Source organism: Pseudoalteromonas sp. A757, assembly GCF_004103285.1.
Lineage (GTDB): Bacteria > Pseudomonadota > Gammaproteobacteria > Enterobacterales > Alteromonadaceae > Pseudoalteromonas > Pseudoalteromonas galatheae.
This window is the reverse complement of record NZ_QNQN01000073.1, coordinates 21,698-37,765: the sequence shown is the minus strand read 5'-3', so window position 1 is coordinate 37,765 and position 16,068 is coordinate 21,698. Positions and strand designations below refer to the sequence as shown.

The window sequence follows — 16,068 nt, the reverse complement described above, 5'->3', positions numbered from 1 at the left end:
TCAAAATTCCATAGAACGTTTGATAGCGGCGAACACTTTCAGTGCATCTGGCACATATTCTTTTTCAAGTGCTAAAGGATATGGCGTGTCTAATCCACAAACTCGCTCAATTGGAGATTCTAAATGCAGGAAACACTCTTTTTGTATGGTTGCTGCGATCTCAGCACCAAAACCATTTGTGATTGGCGCTTCGTGGCTCACGACCAAACGACCCGTTTTAACCACTGACTTGGCTACCGTGTCCATATCCCAAGGAAGAATACTTCTTAAGTCGATTATTTCGCAGCTAATACCTGCTTCTTCAGCTTTTTGCGCCGCTTGTTCGATGATTTCCATCTGCGCGCCCCAAGCCAATAGCGTTATATCGGTACCTTCTTTAATCACTTCGGCTTTACCAAGCTCGATGCTGTAATCTTCTTCTGGTACTTCACCAACAGAAGCGCGATATAAGCGCTTAGGTTCAAAGAAAATAACCGGGTTATCGTCTTTAATGGCAGCACGTAGTAGGCCTTTTGCTTGATACGGGTTACGCGGTACTACAATTTTAAGACCAGGTGTATGCGCAAAGTAAGCTTCTGGTGATTGTGAATGATATAGACCACCTGCAATACCACCACCGTATGGCGTACGAATTGTTAAGTTACCCACGTCAAACTCATTACCCGAGCGATAACGGAACTTGGCCGACTCGTTCACGATTTGGTCAAATGCTGGGAAGATATAATCCGCAAATTGAATTTCAGCTAGCGCAGGGGCACCAAACGCTGCAAGACCATTGGCAAAACCCAAAATACCTTGCTCGGTCAATGGCGTATTAAAAACACGGTGTTTACCATATTTTTCTTGAAGGCCTGACGTTGCACGGAATACACCACCAAAGTAGCCGACATCTTCACCAAAAATACAAGCCTGCGGATGCTCCGCCATCGTGATATCTAGCGCCGAATTAATGGCGTGTAGCATGTTCATTTTAGCCATTATTTAATTCTCCCTGCTGTGACTGGGTATGCGTCTGGATAAGCTTTAATATGCGCTTTCAATTCATCATATTGCTTCTGCAGCGATGGAATTGGCGTGTCATAAACATCTGAGACCAGATCTTCTAATGCAGGCTTCTGTACTTTCTCTGCGACCTTCAATGCAGCCAAGATATCTTCACGGATTTTCTCTTTTTCCGCATCATCTTGGGCTTCATCTAGCCAACCTTGTTTTAGAAGCCATTGCTTAAATCGATTTACTGGACAACTATTCTTAAATTCAGCTTCTTCATCTTTGGTACGGTAACCAGATGGGTCATCGGAAGTTGAATGTGCACCCAAACGATATGCGATAGACTCAATCATCACAGGCTCACCGTTTTCAACTGCGATTTTACGCGCGGCTTGTGTCGCGGCGTAAACGGCAAGCGCATCGGCACCATCCACACGGATGGTCTTAATACCATAGCCCACACCGCGAGCGGCAATACCATCACCTTTGAACTGTTCATCCGCAGGTGTTGAAATCGCATAACCATTATTACGTGCATAGAAGATAACCGGTGAACCATGTACCGCGGCCATGTTTAGACCAGCGTGGAAGTCACCTTCTGAGGCAGCACCTTCGCCAAAATAGCAAATCGTGACGTTATCGATTTCAGACGTTAGCTCGCCGGTTTCTTTATCAATGTGTTTTAACTTTTGGCCGTAGGCATAGCCCGTTGCTTGAGGAATTTGCGTTCCTAGCGGCGACGAAATAGTCAGGTAATGTAATTCTTTAGAACCATAATGCACAGGCATTTGGCGGCCTTTACCTAAGTCCTTCTCATTCGAGAATAACTGATTCATGAATTGCTCAAGCGAAAAACCACGATAGTGAATTGCGGCTTGCTCACGGTACTGAGCCATGATCATGTCATCTTCTTTAAGCGCTGCGGCACTTGCCGTAACAGCAGCTTCTTCGCCAAGACATTGCATGTAAAAGCTAATGCGTCCTTGACGCTGAGCACCTTGCATACGCTCGTCAAGTAAACGGATAAACCGCATTGTTGAATAAATTCTTAATGCCGTTTCTTTGTCAATATCTGGTGCTGTTGCACCGTCTAAAACATCGCCTTGGTCACTTAAAATCTGTAATGTAGGGATATTGAGTGCATGACCATCTATAAATTCCAGCGCGTGGCTGATATTTAAGGATATATTATTGGGGTTAGTCATAACCTACCTTCTCTTGTTGTCATAACAAACTTACGGAGTTCAACCCGACTTCCTCATACGAGATCTGGCTTCAGATTGCGTAAGACGAAAAGAGTCTTAACTCACCTCGCATTTATGATTGTGTTAATTGGTCTTGATCACATTTGTGGTTAGTATGAATAACTGGTCTAACAACTTATCAAAGACTGAATAATATTTGCGATTTAAGTAAGTAAATTAAATTAAAGCGTTTCAACTTTACGTTAACGTAAACGTTATTCAACTAATCCTAGATGAATAACCGTGAAAATGCATCAATGTTTTTGGAAAGATTTTGATACGAAGGCAAGTAGAATTTTACATCTATGATTTATATAAAGTTTTCATCAACCTCTAACGGGATAACCGTTAGTAATGCACGTTGCCCCAAAGCAACATTGGCATTTGGGAAGATAATAGCTTCGCCCTCAACTTCAGCGAAATACTGCTTATCTCCGTCTGTCGCTAGTAATTCACCTTTTGCAAAGCCTGTAAAATTCTCAGCAGAATCAGGGAATGGGAAAGAGAATTCTGCTTGAGTACGATTGATGGTGCGATAAACCGTAAACAGCTCGAAGTCATTTGCATTAAATTCTTTATATTCTACTTCTTCTTGGCTAATTAATGCTTTTAGCGTTTCTTTGGTTTTTGCAAAGCTCGCCATGTTATTTTCACCAAACGGCTTAACCTGTCCAAGTTCGATAGTAAAAGCGTCGGCCCCAAACTGGTAAGAAGAAAAGTAACTAAATGTCGTCGCAGCCGAGCGCATCATTAATACGGTATTGACACCGCATGACAATAAAAATTGCAGCTGCGATTTCTTCCATGGCTTACCATGTAAAAATGGATAGACTGCAAACTTCTCGTTTTTAGATCCCCGAATAGCAGTGTGAAGGTCGTAATGACAACGATAGCGCTCACCGTCATCTTGTTCAAAGAAAGCCCTAACATAACCTTCTAGCTTTTGAGCTCTGACCTTTTCAGGATTATCTGTTTCTTGATTATGTGCACCGTTAAATAGGCGGTTTAGATTTTCATCGACAAAACGCTTGCCAATATTAATGGATTTCGGGTTGCCAAAAATAAACAACACCCGTTGTGCCAACGCCAGTTTACCAGTAATAATATGTTGGATAAGCTCGTCACATATTTCAATTGGTGCGGTTTCATTACCGTGCACAGCGCTCGATAGCACAATATCTTTCGTTGTTTCACCTGCGGGCGTAAACTGGATCACACCAGTATCATGGACTTCCACCAAGGTACCGTTGTCTAAAGTGAAGTTCACGGGTTCAAGTGTAAATTCGTTATTTCTTGTGATAGTAAGAAAGTCACCGCTTTGTTTTAATTCTGCTAAGTACGTCATAATTCCAAATTGATATTGTTGAATAATCCGCATTGGGATACAAAAAAGCCATACGAGGAGTATGGCTTGTAGAAGCTTTTTGTTAACTAATCACTGAGTCAACCAATGTCTTTGCCTCATGTTCAAGTTCAGCTAAATGCGCTTCACCTTTAAATGATTCAAGATAAATTTTGTAGATATCTTCAGTGCCCGATGGACGCGCCGCAAACCAACCGTTTTCGGTAACGACTTTAAGGCCACCGATAGCCGCGCCGTTACCAGGGGCATTGGTTAATATCTGAGTAATTTTATCACCTGCTAGGGTGTCCGCCTTAATGTTGTCCGCACTCAATGCCTTGAGCTTTGCTTTTTGCTCAGTACTTGCGGGTGCATCGATACGTTTGTATACAGGTGCGCCAAATGCTTGTTCAAAAGCGCGATAATGCTGAGATGGCGATTTACCGGTAACAGCTTGGATTTCAGCGGCAAGTAACCCCATGATAAAACCGTCTTTATCTGTACACCATGTAGTGCCATCTTTTCTTAAAAACGCAGCGCCAGCACTCTCTTCACCACCAAACGCGAGTTCTCCAGCCGCTAAACCGTCTACAAACCATTTAAAGCCAACTGGCACTTCGTAAACTTCTCGACCATTTGCGCCACACACTTTGTCAATCATGGCACTAGATACCAAAGTTTTACCGATTTTTACTGAGCTCTTCCAGCCTCGGTGTTTAATGAGGTAATCAATTGCAACCGCTAAAAAGTGATTAGGATTCATCAGGCCATCAGGCGTGACAATGCCATGTCTGTCGAAGTCTGGGTCATTACCAATACCGATATCGTAGTCGTCTTTTAGTGCTATCAAATTAGCCATCGCAAAAGGCGATGAACAATCCATCCGCACCTTGCCGTCTTTATCTAGTGGCATAAAAGAAAAACTCGGGTCTACAACGTCATTTACAACCGTGAGCTTCAAGTCATAGTGTTTGGCGATCACCGGCCAGAAATTAACACCTGAACCACCAAGAGGATCCACACCAATATTAACTCCGGCTCGAGCAATAGCTTCCATATCAATTATATTACCCAAGTCTTCGACATATGGCGTGATCAGATCTTCATACTTGATAAATCCAGATCTTCTCGCTTTTGCAAACGGGAATAACTCAACTTCAACCAAATCTTCAAGTAGTAGCTGATTAGCCCTATCTTCAATCCACTTGGTAACATCAGTATCGGCAGGTCCACCATTTGGTGGGTTATATTTGAACCCGCCATCTTCTGGCGGGTTATGTGATGGCGTCACCACAATACCATCTGCAAGTTCGTGTGGATTGGTTAAATTGTGCGAGACAATCGCATGACTGATCACTGGGGTTGGAGTGTAGTCATCATTTTGTTGTGTGATAACTTGCACTTCGTTGGCAACCAAAACCTCAATAGCCGAGTTAAAAGCGGCCTCCGACAACGCATGAGTGTCTTTACCAAGAAAAAGCGGACCGTAAATATTATTGTTTTTACGGTAGTCACAAATCGCTTGAGTGATGGCCAGAATATGCGACTCATTAAACTTAAAATTAAGTGAGCAACCTCGGTGACCACTTGTGCCAAAGGCGACACAATGCTCTGGATGTGCTTCTAAATCAGGCTCATTTAAATAGTACGATGAAACCAATTTTGGTACATTTACCAATAATTCTTTCGATACCTTGTTGCCAGCTTGTGGATGGATCGCCATAAGATTTCCTTACTTATAGGTAGTCTCTAATTTTCTCGGCAGCTTCATCTGTGTAACCTAACACCTTAGCTACTTCATGAAGCATCATTTTCTTTCTAGTCGTATTTGAATTTGTCATCACCCAATATTCGCTGTCTGCGATATTTTTCGGGTTCATACTGCTGCCACTTTCGAGTAGTGCATTTTTACTCGTAGCAAAATAAATTCTATCGCGACCCTTAATTTCAAGCACATTATTAAATTCGGATTTATGTGTACGATGGAGCGCGGATAGGATAAACAAAAAGCGCCCGACTACGCCCTTTTGCATTGCGAGCTCTTCTTTATTAAGAATATTAAAGACATTCGCTGCTGGCTTTACCGTTTGGTTTGGTGTTTTTGTTTGCGACTCAGCGGCCAATTCTTGTACTTGTTTTTCTTCCTGCTGTACGACGGGTTTAGATTCTGTCCCAGGAGTAAGTTTTAATAAACGACGCAAAATCTCAGAAGCACTTTCTCCAATACTTTGTGTGTTACTTGCAATGTATTGATATAGCTCGTCATCTATTTCTATCTTTTTCATGCGTTTCCTGTCATCTATGCTAATTAGGAGCAACTCATTTCAATTGCCACTTAGTATATCCAAATTTAACTTATTACTCTATGGCTTTGCATTTTTACTCTTCGATGTCACAATTAGCGCCAAATTTGGAGGATTTATGCAGTTAAACTATCAACAAATTGGCGACCAAGCCAAACCTAGTGTATTTGTTATGCACGGACTATTTGGTTCTTTGGAAAATGTAAATGTGGTGGCAAAAGCACTTGCCGAACATTTCAATGTGATTAATGTCGATTTGAGAAATCACGGTCGCTCTTTTCATGATGGGCAAATGTCCTATCCAATAATGGCAAATGACGTCAAGGCGCTAATGGAAGAGTTAGAGCTGGATAAAGTAAACCTCGTTGGCCATTCGATGGGTGGTAAAGTGGTAATGCAATTTGCCCAATTATTCCCTGAAAGCGTCAACAAACTTGTCGTATTAGATATTGCACCTGTTGATTATCACTCTAGGCATGATGCAATAATTACTGCGCTGAACGAAGTACAAGAAAGTGATGTATCCAGTCGTAGTGAAGCAGATGCCATCATGTCGCAGTATATTGAAACAGTCGGCGTGCGTCAGTTTTTGCTCAAAAGTTTAGCAAAAAATGAACAAGGCAAACTTGCTTGGCGTTTTAATTTAGACGTAATTACTGAAAAATACGATACAATTACATCAAACATTAATGAAACTCATTCCTGTTTGTGCGATACTTTGTTTATTAAAGGGAATAATTCTGACTACATCCTGCCTGAGCATAGGGATGCAATAGCTCGCTCTTTTCCAAATGCGCGAGCAAAAATAATTCAAGGTGCAGGCCATTGGCTACACGCAGAAAAACCTGAAGCAGTAAATCGCTCAATTATTGATTTTCTTCAATAAAACGAATCGAATTACCGTTATAAACTTAATTTATGCATTTAGGTTGTGATATAGTAGCCGCCGTTTAAGTATTGAGTAGAGCTCAGATGGTCAGTCAATTTATAAATGAATTTGAAACGCTAGGGCTATGGTTTGCACTAGCTGGTATATTCTTTTTCATCGGTATGGCTATTCAGGACGTACTGAAAAAAGGTGATGTACCAAAGTTCGGACGCTACATCGTATGGCTAGTGTTATTTCTAGGCTGTTCTGGATTTATTGCTAAAGGCTTGATCCAGGTGTTTTGGCAAGGCGCAGGTGTTGGATAATGGCCAAGGCTGAAACAGATAGAACCACTATCGACCTATTTGAAAATGAAAAACGTCCCGGACGTCCCAAGACAAATCCACTGCCACGAGAAGTGCAGTTAAAGGTTAACAAGCGCAATCAAATCAAAAGAGATCGTGCTCGTGGCCTGAAAAGAGTAGAATTTAAGGTTTCATCAGAGTTGTATCAAGCGCTAAGTGATATGGCAGAGTCGCAAAACATTAGTCGAAGTGCACTCATCGAGACCATCTTACAAGAAAAGTTAGCGGTTAATAGATAGAAGGTAAGCAATTAATGGCAAGCGTAGGTATTTTTTTCGGCAGTGATACTGGTAACACAGAACACGTTGCTAAAATGATTCAAAAAGAGCTGGGTAAAAAGCTCGTAGACGTAAAAGATATTGCTAAAAGCAGTAAGGAAGAGATTGCCGAATTTGATTTACTACTATTCGGTATTCCAACTTGGTATTACGGCGAAGCACAGTGTGATTGGGATGATTTTTTCCCTGAGCTTGAAGAAGTCGATTTCGAAGGTAAGTTAGTTGCAATTTTTGGCTGTGGCGATCAGGAAGATTACGCAGAGTATTTCCTTGACGCGATGGGCATGGTTAATGACATAGTTACCGAGCGCGGAGCAATTGTGGTTGGTCATTGGTCTACCGATGGTTATGATTTTGAAGCGTCAAAAGCTGTCGTTGAAGACGGTAAGTTTGTTGGTCTTGGTATTGATGAAGACCGTCAGCCTGAACTAACAGAGCAACGTGTTAAACAATGGTGTGCACAAGTATATGATGAAATGTGCTTAAGCGAGCTGGAAGATTAATTCCATTTGCTTTGCACTTGCTGCCCGAGCAAGTTATTCTTAGGTATAGCGTCGTGAATATTGACCTAAGACAAATTATAACTAACAGATTGAGACAGATTTAATGACTGATCACAACTTAGAGCTTAAAAAGGCTGGTTTAAAAGTAACGCTTCCACGCATCAAAATTTTAGAGATCCTTCAGTCTCCTGATAATCAGCACATCAGCGCAGAAGATGTGTACAAGATCTTATTAGACAAAGGTGAAGAAATTGGCCTAGCTACGGTATATCGCGTACTAAACCAATTTGATGATGCTGGTATTGTAACACGTCACCACTTTGAAGGCGGTAAATCTGTTTTCGAGCTGTCTGGCAGCACTCACCATGATCACTTGGTATGTTTGAAATGCGGCAAAGTTGTCGAATTCGAGGATGACGTTATTGAAACACGCCAAGAAGAAATTGCTAACAGCAATGGTATCAAACTGACTAACCATTCACTATACCTTTATGGTGAGTGTGAAGATAAAGAAGCGTGCAAAAAGTACGCTGAGGAAAATGGTAATTAACCTACCCTTTTCGCCTATTTAAGCATTATTAAGCCAGCACAAGTTGCTGGCTTTTTTGTAGAGTAGCTCAGCATTCCACAATTGTCCTAAAGCCACCATAGATAAGCCTTTTGCCATCAAACGGCATTGGATTAGCTTCTTGATCGCAAATAGGATCTTTAAATACTTCTGCCATTCCAGCATCACGGACTTCTTTTGAAGGCCAAGTGATCCAGGAAAACACCACAGTTTCATCAGGCTTACACTTTACAGCCAGTGGAAAAGAGGTAAGCGTTCCATCAGGAACATCATCCCCCCAGGCCTCGACAACGCGCTCTGCTCCAAATTTTTTAAACACTTTTGCCGCTTTACTGGCGTGCGCTTGATATTCTTCACGTTTATTGGTGGGTACAGCACATACAAAACCATCGATATAACTCATTTTTGACCTCTCTATTATCCTCGTCTTTGTGCTTCATAGCTGACATTATTCTCGTCTTGCAACTCGCGAACAGGCCGAATTTCAATGCTGCCATAACGCGCTGGCGGAATTTTGCTAGCCGCTTGGATGGCCTCATTTAGATCTTTAACATCAAGTAAATAAAAGCCCGCAAGCTGCTCTTTAGTCTCTGCGAATGGACCATCGGTAATATCGACTTTACCCGCTCGTATCCGTAGTGTTGTCGCACTTTGAGTTGAGAGTAAGGCGTTACCGCCTATCATCTGCTTGCGCTCTTTTAATGATTCTCCACACGCGATGCATTCACGATTCAGTGCGTCCCATTCATCTTGTGAGAGCTTTTCCATTGATTGTTCATCGTAATAAACCAAAGCTACATATTTCATAGTATGTCCAGCTCCTTATTAATTGGTATCTGAATAGCTAGCGTCTTATGCTGCTCGCTTTTAACTTAGCTATTTCGTGATCAAGGTTAATTAGCAGCGTTACTGGGTAACATCACCATCCACGCCACACCGAATTTATCGACGACCTGACCATACAGGGGGGACCAAAATGTTTCTTGTAATGGCATTTTGACCGTACCACCATCGGCTAGCGCATTAAATGCTCGGTGAGCTTCTTGTTCAGAATCAATTGTTATAGACAGACTAAATCCTGCAAACGGTGCATCACCACCACAGCCGTCAGATGCAAAAATATTCATATCGCCAATACTAAACTCACAGTGCATTACTTTATCTGAGAAGTTTTCTGGTATCGCACCATCAGGAATAGGATCTGGACTTTCGTTAAAACGCATAAGCAGACCGACTTTGGCACATAGATGCTGTTGATAGTATTCAAGTGCCTCTTCGGTACGCCCTGCAAAGAATAAATAATTGCAAACATGCGCGGTTTGCATCGCAATCTTTTGTCTTAATTGTTCTTCGTCTTCGAGGATTTCGCCGCAGGGGTCGATACCTGCAAAATCAGCCATTTCATAAAACGGTCTAACTTCAATATCAGATTCCTCATTCATAGGATTAGGGCAGCGCTTAACCCATTCTAGCGCCTCTTCCATTGATGTTACTTCCCATACCCAATAACCTGCAATTAACTCATTAGTCTCTGCAAAAGGCCCTTTAGTTACAATGCGCTCTTCGCCTTTAAAACGAACGCGAACTCCCTCTTTACTCGGCTTCAAACCGTCACCAGAAGTCATTATTCCAGCATCAACTAATGCATTATTGAATTCTCCCATCGCAGCCATTAATTCCGCGGTTGGTAGCCCCCCTGCTTCAGACCCTTCACTTGCTTTTACAATCACCATTACTTTCATCGTCAATTCTCCTGATATCTTTCATAAATAGAGCTGAATAACCAAAGATTACCTGCGGTTTTGATAAATAAAGTGCTCTATACACTCTAGTCGAATGCACTCTCTAGAGATCGACAAAGTAAGGAGAATTTTCTTAATTAATTTTCACCGAGCTTGAGAAGCTTTTGTTTGAGAACCCTTTGCTCTGGTAATTGCGTTGTTAAATTGAGAGCCGTTTTAAATGCATTAATCGCACTAGCCGTTCTGCCAGCACGAGATAATAGTTCGCCATAAGCCGCATGAGCCAAGTGATACCTTTGCATTTCTTTGTGCTCAAATAGCCGCTCTATCACGGTAATACCCGCATCTGGTCCCTCTTTCATAGCGATTGCAACCGCTTGGTTGAGCTCGATAACAGGAGACGGGCTCACTTGGTGTAGCTGAGCGTATAATTCAACAATCTGTGACCAATCTGTCGCCTCTGCGGTTGTCGCCACAGCATGAGTCGCAGAGATAGCCGCCTGAATGGTGTAAAAGCCATATTCACCGGCGCGCATTATTTCAGCGATCAACTGCGTACCTTCTGCAATCATACCTTTACTCCAAAGGCTTCGGTCTTGATCTTCCAGTAAAATGATGTCACCGCTAGCATTGGTGCGCGCCGCCTTTCTAGCATCATTCAAGAGCATCAAGGCGAGTAGCCCCGCCACTTCTGGATCTGGCGTTAGAGAATAAAGTAAACGAGTTAAGCGGATGGCCTCCGAAGTCAGTTCACTGCGTATTGCAAGTTCGCCTTGTGTTGCAGAATACCCTTCATTAAAGACCAGATAGATAACCGTGAGCACCGCATCAAGTCGGTTGTTAAAGTCAGTGTCGTCTGGCAGCTCGAACGGAATACGGGCATCACGGATCTTCGCTTTGCCGCGCACAATTCGTTGTGCCATTGTTGTGTTAGACACCAAAAATGCACTGGCAATTTCCTCTGTTGTTAGTCCACAGACCTCCCGCAGAGTAAGCGCAACTTGTACTTTAGGATCAATCGCTGGATGGCAACAAGTAAAAATTAACCGCAGTTGGTCGTCTTCAATTACATTGGCGTTTTGCTCTTGGGCTTGACCTGCGATATCAGAAAGCTCATCCACTTCAGTAGCAACTTCTAGCTTTTCTCTTTGACGTTGCTGTTTGCGTATTGCATCAATGGCTTTAAAACGACCAGTAGAAATCAGCCAAGGGACTGGGTTTTCTGGCATGCCTTGAGTAGGCCAGTGTTTTAACGCCATATTAAACGCGTCTTGCAATGCTTCTTCTGCTAACTCAAAGTCACCTAGAAGGCGGATCAGTGTGGCATAAATTTTCCGGCTTTCTTGCTTGTACAGCACTTCTATAGACTTACGAATAGCATTGCTATCGCAAGCGAGTTGATTGCTCATCACTTTCTTTCGTCAGCTAGGTTATAACCATTTGAATTGGTATAGTCACTATTTCATAAATCAGTAAGAGCCTCAACTTGACACCATCAACTCTGAAAGGCTCAACAGATTGGTTTTAGCCTGGGCAGATCCACCTTCTTTTTCCTATACTCTGCGCGCTATGCAATTAAAGCAACCGGGGCTTGCATTGTGAATATGCACATATTCGATTTTATGGTCATCCAATATGGTATGGAGGCAGTCTTTAACTTCCATTCCTTTTACGATTTGCGCCTCAATCATTACACCCAAACTGTCGTAGGCCCTGATGGACAGTGATCTGGTTTGCAAGATTTCTGGCACTTCATTTACTTTAGGCTCTGCCAGTACTGCATTTTCCCTCACAAAGATAGGCCCAGAAGAGCGATATGGCGATAAAGTAGTATGGTGCTGATATTGTAATAACAACACCACCTCCCCAATCTCGGCTTCTTGTAGGGAAACACGACAAGGATAGCCGGGTTTAGCGTCAACCATGAGCTTCTTGGCATGTAATGCCGCTAGTTCTTCATCACTTAAAGAAAATAAATGCTTAAATTGTTTGTAATCAATCGCGTTAATTTGAAATTGTGTTGTCATGTTTACCACTCCTGCTTTCACTATAATTAGTGTAAAGAATTAGTAGTTAATGACTGGCCAGAAGTGGTACTAACACCTAAGTAGCACCTAAGTGTTAACAACAAATGTTTTGGGGTTTTTGGGAAAGAAAAAGTCAGGCTGACGATCGCATAGAGCAAACTCACGTGTATTTTTATAGGGCAGCTTCATAAACCCTGCTACGCCATAATCTTGAATACTAACCGCATATTGCATGATCCGAGTCAGTAGCGCCTTAAATTGCGCCTCTTTATTAGCATCAAGTAGCCGATAGTAATAATGAATTTTCATCCTATCTTGCAACGATTCAAAAATGATGCAACCTGTATGATGGATCTGGTTTAACTCGAACACGCATTGAATTATCTGTCTTGGCAGCTGCAGTTGCTCGTCTGGATCTTTACCGTCTTCAAAGTATGAATGCGGGCGTGTAATTTCATTGCTCGAAATATCGCTAATGCTAAACTCTAGTTCTGGCAGATGGTCAAATTGGAATGCACCAGTGCCGTCACGAGTCAATTGAATAGTTTGTCGCGCGTCGAACAAACAACATTTAAACAAACCTTTTTGTTTTATTCCCTGCGCGAGCATTACGGTAGCGTTTAACGCGTCTTTAAATGCAAGACTCAATGTTTCGTCATGTAAAATAAGACTCGACTCAACAAATAACTGCACGTCTTTCCAGTGAAAACTGAGACCACCAACCACTGGGTATTTTGCCAGTCTGCTAATTGAGGCCAAAAAGGCTTTCTCAGTATCGCCGGTATCGAACAAAAACTCTTTATAATATCTATCTAATTGCGCGTCGTTTACGTCTCTTAGATTGTGTTTATCATCAGCACGACGCAAAAACTGCTTGCGTGAGCTGTAGACGACCGTTTCAGGCTTAACTGAGGTTTCATAGGTCCAAAAAGGAATGCGGGATTTTTTCTCTGACAGCGTTAAATCAGGTAAATACATTTTTGCCATTGCAGGCATATTACGAACAAAGTAATCCCCTGCGCTATCTCTCGTTGCTTTGTCTTTGCTAAGCATGCCATCTAGCACTTGCGCAAATACTTTTGGCAGCCCCAAAGCGCTAGCAGGGATGACCTGAGCACCAAAGCGACATGATTGTGCGCTAGCCAGTGCATAAATCGTCGATGCAACGCCTTGCTCATCAAAACGAGGAGAAGATTGTGCACCCGACATTTGTTCATCACCAATAAAATACACATCTCCCATCCGAGCGTTGGTCGTACTTACATCAGATGACATTAAATCCATGATATTGCTAGCGATAGGCTCGCCATGTACGTCCACCTGAGCATAGACTGAGCTTCCCCAATCAACCAAAGAGAAACCATCGGAAGCTTCATCCCAAACGATATTAGATGGCTTAATATCTCCATGAACTATGGGCTGCGGAGACATACCGTTGCGACGCTCGCGCAAATCAACCAATACATTTCTGAGTTTTAACGCGAGGCTTACCAACTCATGCGCTTTAAAACGGCCCTTTTTGAGTGAGATCTTTTCTAAATCTTCACCTGGGGCACGCTCCATCATCAAAATGCCTTGCTTTTTTACTCGCTCGAAGGCATAGAAGTTTGGCACCATCGGGTTGTCAATTTGCGACAACATATAGCCTTCATCTTCAAGCCTATCACGCACACTTTGGGCAAGCGTGATCCGAGAAAATTTAAACACCCAGTCTTTACCCATATCACTTGTACCAGCAAATACGAAACCAAATGCACCAGAGCCAATTACCTCAACATGTTTATAGCCAAGTTGGCTCAATTGTTTTTTACAGATATTCAGCCATTGACGGTGCTTTTTTGCATCATGATGAGACAGTAAGTAGATGGACTGCTGTTCGTTGATATAGAAGTGTTGGATGGATTTTTCAGACATAATTTTACGCAGAAAAAGCAATAAAAAAGGTCGACATAAGCCGACCTCATTGAGTGTTAACCTTGCTGTTCTATCTTAGCCCACGAATCACGTAGACCAACAGTTTGGTTAAACATTAGCGCTTCTGACTTGTTATCCCGACAGAAGTAACCTAAACGCTCAAACTGATAACCTTGTTCAGGCTTAGCGTTTGCAAGCGCAGGCTCAAGTTTTGCATTTGCAATGGTTACCAAAGAGTCTGGGTTTAATACTTCCGTGAAATCTTCAGCAGCCGCAGGGTTTGGTACCGTAAATAGGCGGTCATACTGACGCACTGGCGCTTCAATACAATGTGAAGCAGATACCCAGTGAATTACGCCTTTCACCTTGCGACCATCTTCTGGGTTTTTACCCAAAGTATCAGGGTCGTAACTACAGTAGATTGTCGTAATATTACCGTTTTCGTCTTCTTCAATGCGCTCAGCTTTAATCACATAGGCATTACGAAGACGCACTTCTTTACCTAGCACCAAACGCTTGAACTTTTTATTCGCTTCTACACGGAAATCTTCTTGTTCAATGTAGACTTCGCGCGTAAACGGTAGCTCACGCTCGCCCATGTCTAAAGTTGGGTGATTAGGCGCTTGTAGCATTTCAACTTTATCTGCATCAAAGTTTTCAATGATTAGCTTAACCGGGTCAAGTACCGCCATGGCGCGTGGTGCATTTTCGTTTAAGTCGTCACGGATACACGCTTCTAGCATGCCCATTTCAACCATGTTGTCCATTTTGGTTACGCCAATGCGCTTACAAAATTCGCGAATTGCAGCTGGTGTATAACCACGACGACGAAGCCCTGCAATTGTCGGCATGCGCGGGTCATCCCACCCTTCAACATGGTTATTAACAACCAAGTCATTAAGCTTACGCTTTGACATCACCGTGTATTCAAGATTTAAACGAGAAAACTCGATTTGCTGTGGATGACACTCGATGCTGATGTTATCTAGCACCCAGTCGTACAAACGGCGGTTATCTTGGAATTCTAATGTACAAAGTGAATGTGTGATCCCTTCAAGCGCATCGGAAATACAGTGCGTAAAGTCATACATCGGATAGATGCACCACTTATCACCAGTTTGATGATGGTGTGCAAAACGTACACGATAGATGATAGGGTCGCGAAGCACCATAAATGAGCTTGCCATGTCAATCTTAGCGCGAAGTACACATTCACCTTCTTTAAACTCGCCATTTCTCATTTTTTCGAATAAGGCTAAGTTCTCTTCAGGTGAAGTGTCACGATAAGGGCTGTTTTTGCCAGGCTCAGTCAACGTACCGCGATACTCGCGCGCTTGCTCTGGAGATAAAAAACAGACATACGCTTTACCGTTTTCAATTAGCTCTACGGCATAACTATACAACTTGTCAAAGTAGTTTGATGAATAGCAAATTTCGCCATCCCATTCGAAACCTAGCCACTGTACGTCTTCTTGGATAGACTTAACGTAGTTTATGTCTTCTTTTTCTGGGTTGGTATCGTCAAAACGTAAGTTACACTTACCTTGATAATCTTGGGCAATACCAAAATTTAAGCAAATTGATTTAGCATGGCCAATGTGTAAAAAGCCATTTGGCTCAGGTGGAAAACGTGTGTGCGTAGACGCATGTTTGCCACTGGCAAGATCCGCATCGATAATGTTGCGAATAAAGTTTGATGGGCGATTTTCAGTTTCCGCCATAGGAAATCTTTCCTCTGAATTATGCTCTTAGTTAACCTCGGCATTATTACAAAAACTCAGCAGAACTTACAGCAATTATCTGCGCTGTATCAGGATTTATTCATTTGGTTAAATGTTCATCAGTTTTTTGTGACAAATTTTGTTCTAGCGCAATATTTCCGTCACAACTTCATCCTATAGTTTCGCCATCTCAGTGTTTATAA

At 42.4% G+C, this 16,068-nt stretch carries 17 protein-coding genes; 5 read left to right on the top strand and 12 right to left on the bottom strand.

The annotated features are described in order from the left end of the window. From DRB05_RS17610 to seqA, 5 genes are all read right to left on the bottom strand, one after another. Window positions 1-978, bottom strand: a complete 978-nt coding sequence (locus DRB05_RS17610) for an alpha-ketoacid dehydrogenase subunit beta (protein WP_010604720.1) — start codon at window positions 976-978, stop codon at window positions 1-3. Next, the gene (locus DRB05_RS17605; protein WP_095726851.1) at window positions 978-2,195 is read right to left on the bottom strand and encodes a thiamine pyrophosphate-dependent dehydrogenase E1 component subunit alpha; all 1,218 of its coding nucleotides are present in this window, start codon (window positions 2,193-2,195) and stop codon (window positions 978-980) included. The genes DRB05_RS17610 and DRB05_RS17605 overlap by 1 nt, the downstream gene beginning before the upstream one ends. A 349-nt stretch (window positions 2,196-2,544) precedes the next feature. Beyond that, window positions 2,545-3,579: a succinylglutamate desuccinylase gene (astE, locus tag DRB05_RS17600; protein ID WP_128728091.1), complete on the bottom strand. Its 1,035-nt coding sequence runs from the start codon at window positions 3,577-3,579 to the stop codon at window positions 2,545-2,547. 82 nt (window positions 3,580-3,661) lie between these two features. Beyond that, window positions 3,662-5,299, bottom strand: coding sequence for a phosphoglucomutase (alpha-D-glucose-1,6-bisphosphate-dependent) (gene pgm / locus DRB05_RS17595; RefSeq protein ID WP_128728090.1), 1,638 nt, complete (start codon window positions 5,297-5,299; stop codon window positions 3,662-3,664). Window positions 5,300-5,312: 13 nt separating this feature from the next. Continuing rightward, complete coding sequence (gene seqA / locus DRB05_RS17590; RefSeq protein WP_128728089.1) at window positions 5,313-5,861, bottom strand: replication initiation negative regulator SeqA; 549 nt, start codon at window positions 5,859-5,861, stop codon at window positions 5,313-5,315. Between the two features lie 136 nt (window positions 5,862-5,997). Here seqA and DRB05_RS17585 point away from each other — a divergent pair, with 136 nt between their 5' ends. The 5 genes from DRB05_RS17585 to fur all read left to right on the top strand — a co-directional run bounded on the left by DRB05_RS17585 (window position 5,998) and on the right by fur (window position 8,443). Continuing rightward, entirely contained in the window at window positions 5,998-6,765 is a 768-nt protein-coding gene (locus DRB05_RS17585; RefSeq protein ID WP_128728088.1) for an alpha/beta fold hydrolase, read from the top strand. Window positions 6,766-6,851: 86 nt separating this feature from the next. Next, window positions 6,852-7,073: a DUF2788 domain-containing protein gene (locus DRB05_RS17580; protein ID WP_010372701.1), complete on the top strand. Its 222-nt coding sequence runs from the start codon at window positions 6,852-6,854 to the stop codon at window positions 7,071-7,073. Next, window positions 7,073-7,351 (top strand): LexA regulated protein, encoded by a 279-nt coding sequence (gene ybfE / locus DRB05_RS17575; RefSeq protein WP_010372698.1) that lies wholly within the window; start codon window positions 7,073-7,075, stop codon window positions 7,349-7,351. Before DRB05_RS17580 ends, ybfE begins: the two co-directional genes overlap by 1 nt. 14 nt (window positions 7,352-7,365) lie before the next feature. Continuing rightward, entirely contained in the window at window positions 7,366-7,893 is a 528-nt protein-coding gene (gene fldA / locus DRB05_RS17570; RefSeq protein ID WP_010604714.1) for a flavodoxin FldA, read from the top strand. 103 nt (window positions 7,894-7,996) lie between these two features. Further along, a complete protein-coding gene (fur, locus tag DRB05_RS17565) occupies window positions 7,997-8,443 on the top strand; it encodes a ferric iron uptake transcriptional regulator (RefSeq protein WP_010372691.1) in 447 nt (148 codons plus the stop codon). A 67-nt stretch (window positions 8,444-8,510) separates the two neighbouring features. Here the strand turns inward: fur and DRB05_RS17560 are convergent, their stop codons facing one another. The 7 genes from DRB05_RS17560 to glnS all read right to left on the bottom strand — a co-directional run bounded on the left by DRB05_RS17560 (window position 8,511) and on the right by glnS (window position 15,865). Next, entirely contained in the window at window positions 8,511-8,864 is a 354-nt protein-coding gene (locus tag DRB05_RS17560; RefSeq protein WP_128728087.1) for a DUF1428 domain-containing protein, read from the bottom strand. 14 nt (window positions 8,865-8,878) lie between these two features. Next, complete coding sequence (locus tag DRB05_RS17555; RefSeq protein WP_128728086.1) at window positions 8,879-9,268, bottom strand: YciI family protein; 390 nt, start codon at window positions 9,266-9,268, stop codon at window positions 8,879-8,881. Between the two features lie 86 nt (window positions 9,269-9,354). Further along, on the bottom strand, window positions 9,355-10,203 hold the full coding sequence (locus DRB05_RS17550; RefSeq protein ID WP_128728085.1) for a YciI family protein: 849 nt from the start codon (window positions 10,201-10,203) through the stop codon (window positions 9,355-9,357). A 137-nt stretch (window positions 10,204-10,340) separates the two neighbouring features. Beyond that, window positions 10,341-11,612 carry an RNA polymerase sigma factor gene (locus DRB05_RS17545; RefSeq protein ID WP_128728084.1) on the bottom strand — a complete coding sequence of 424 codons (1,272 nt, stop codon included), beginning with the start codon at window positions 11,610-11,612 and terminating at the stop codon, window positions 10,341-10,343. Window positions 11,613-11,756: 144 nt separating this feature from the next. Further along, entirely contained in the window at window positions 11,757-12,230 is a 474-nt protein-coding gene (locus DRB05_RS17540; RefSeq protein ID WP_128728083.1) for a DUF1203 domain-containing protein, read from the bottom strand. 87 nt (window positions 12,231-12,317) lie between these two features. Continuing rightward, window positions 12,318-14,144: a protein kinase gene (locus DRB05_RS17535; RefSeq protein WP_128728082.1), complete on the bottom strand. Its 1,827-nt coding sequence runs from the start codon at window positions 14,142-14,144 to the stop codon at window positions 12,318-12,320. Window positions 14,145-14,200: 56 nt separating this feature from the next. Beyond that, a complete protein-coding gene (glnS, locus tag DRB05_RS17530) occupies window positions 14,201-15,865 on the bottom strand; it encodes a glutamine--tRNA ligase (RefSeq protein WP_128728081.1) in 1,665 nt (554 codons plus the stop codon). Window positions 15,866-16,068 lie beyond the last annotated feature (203 nt).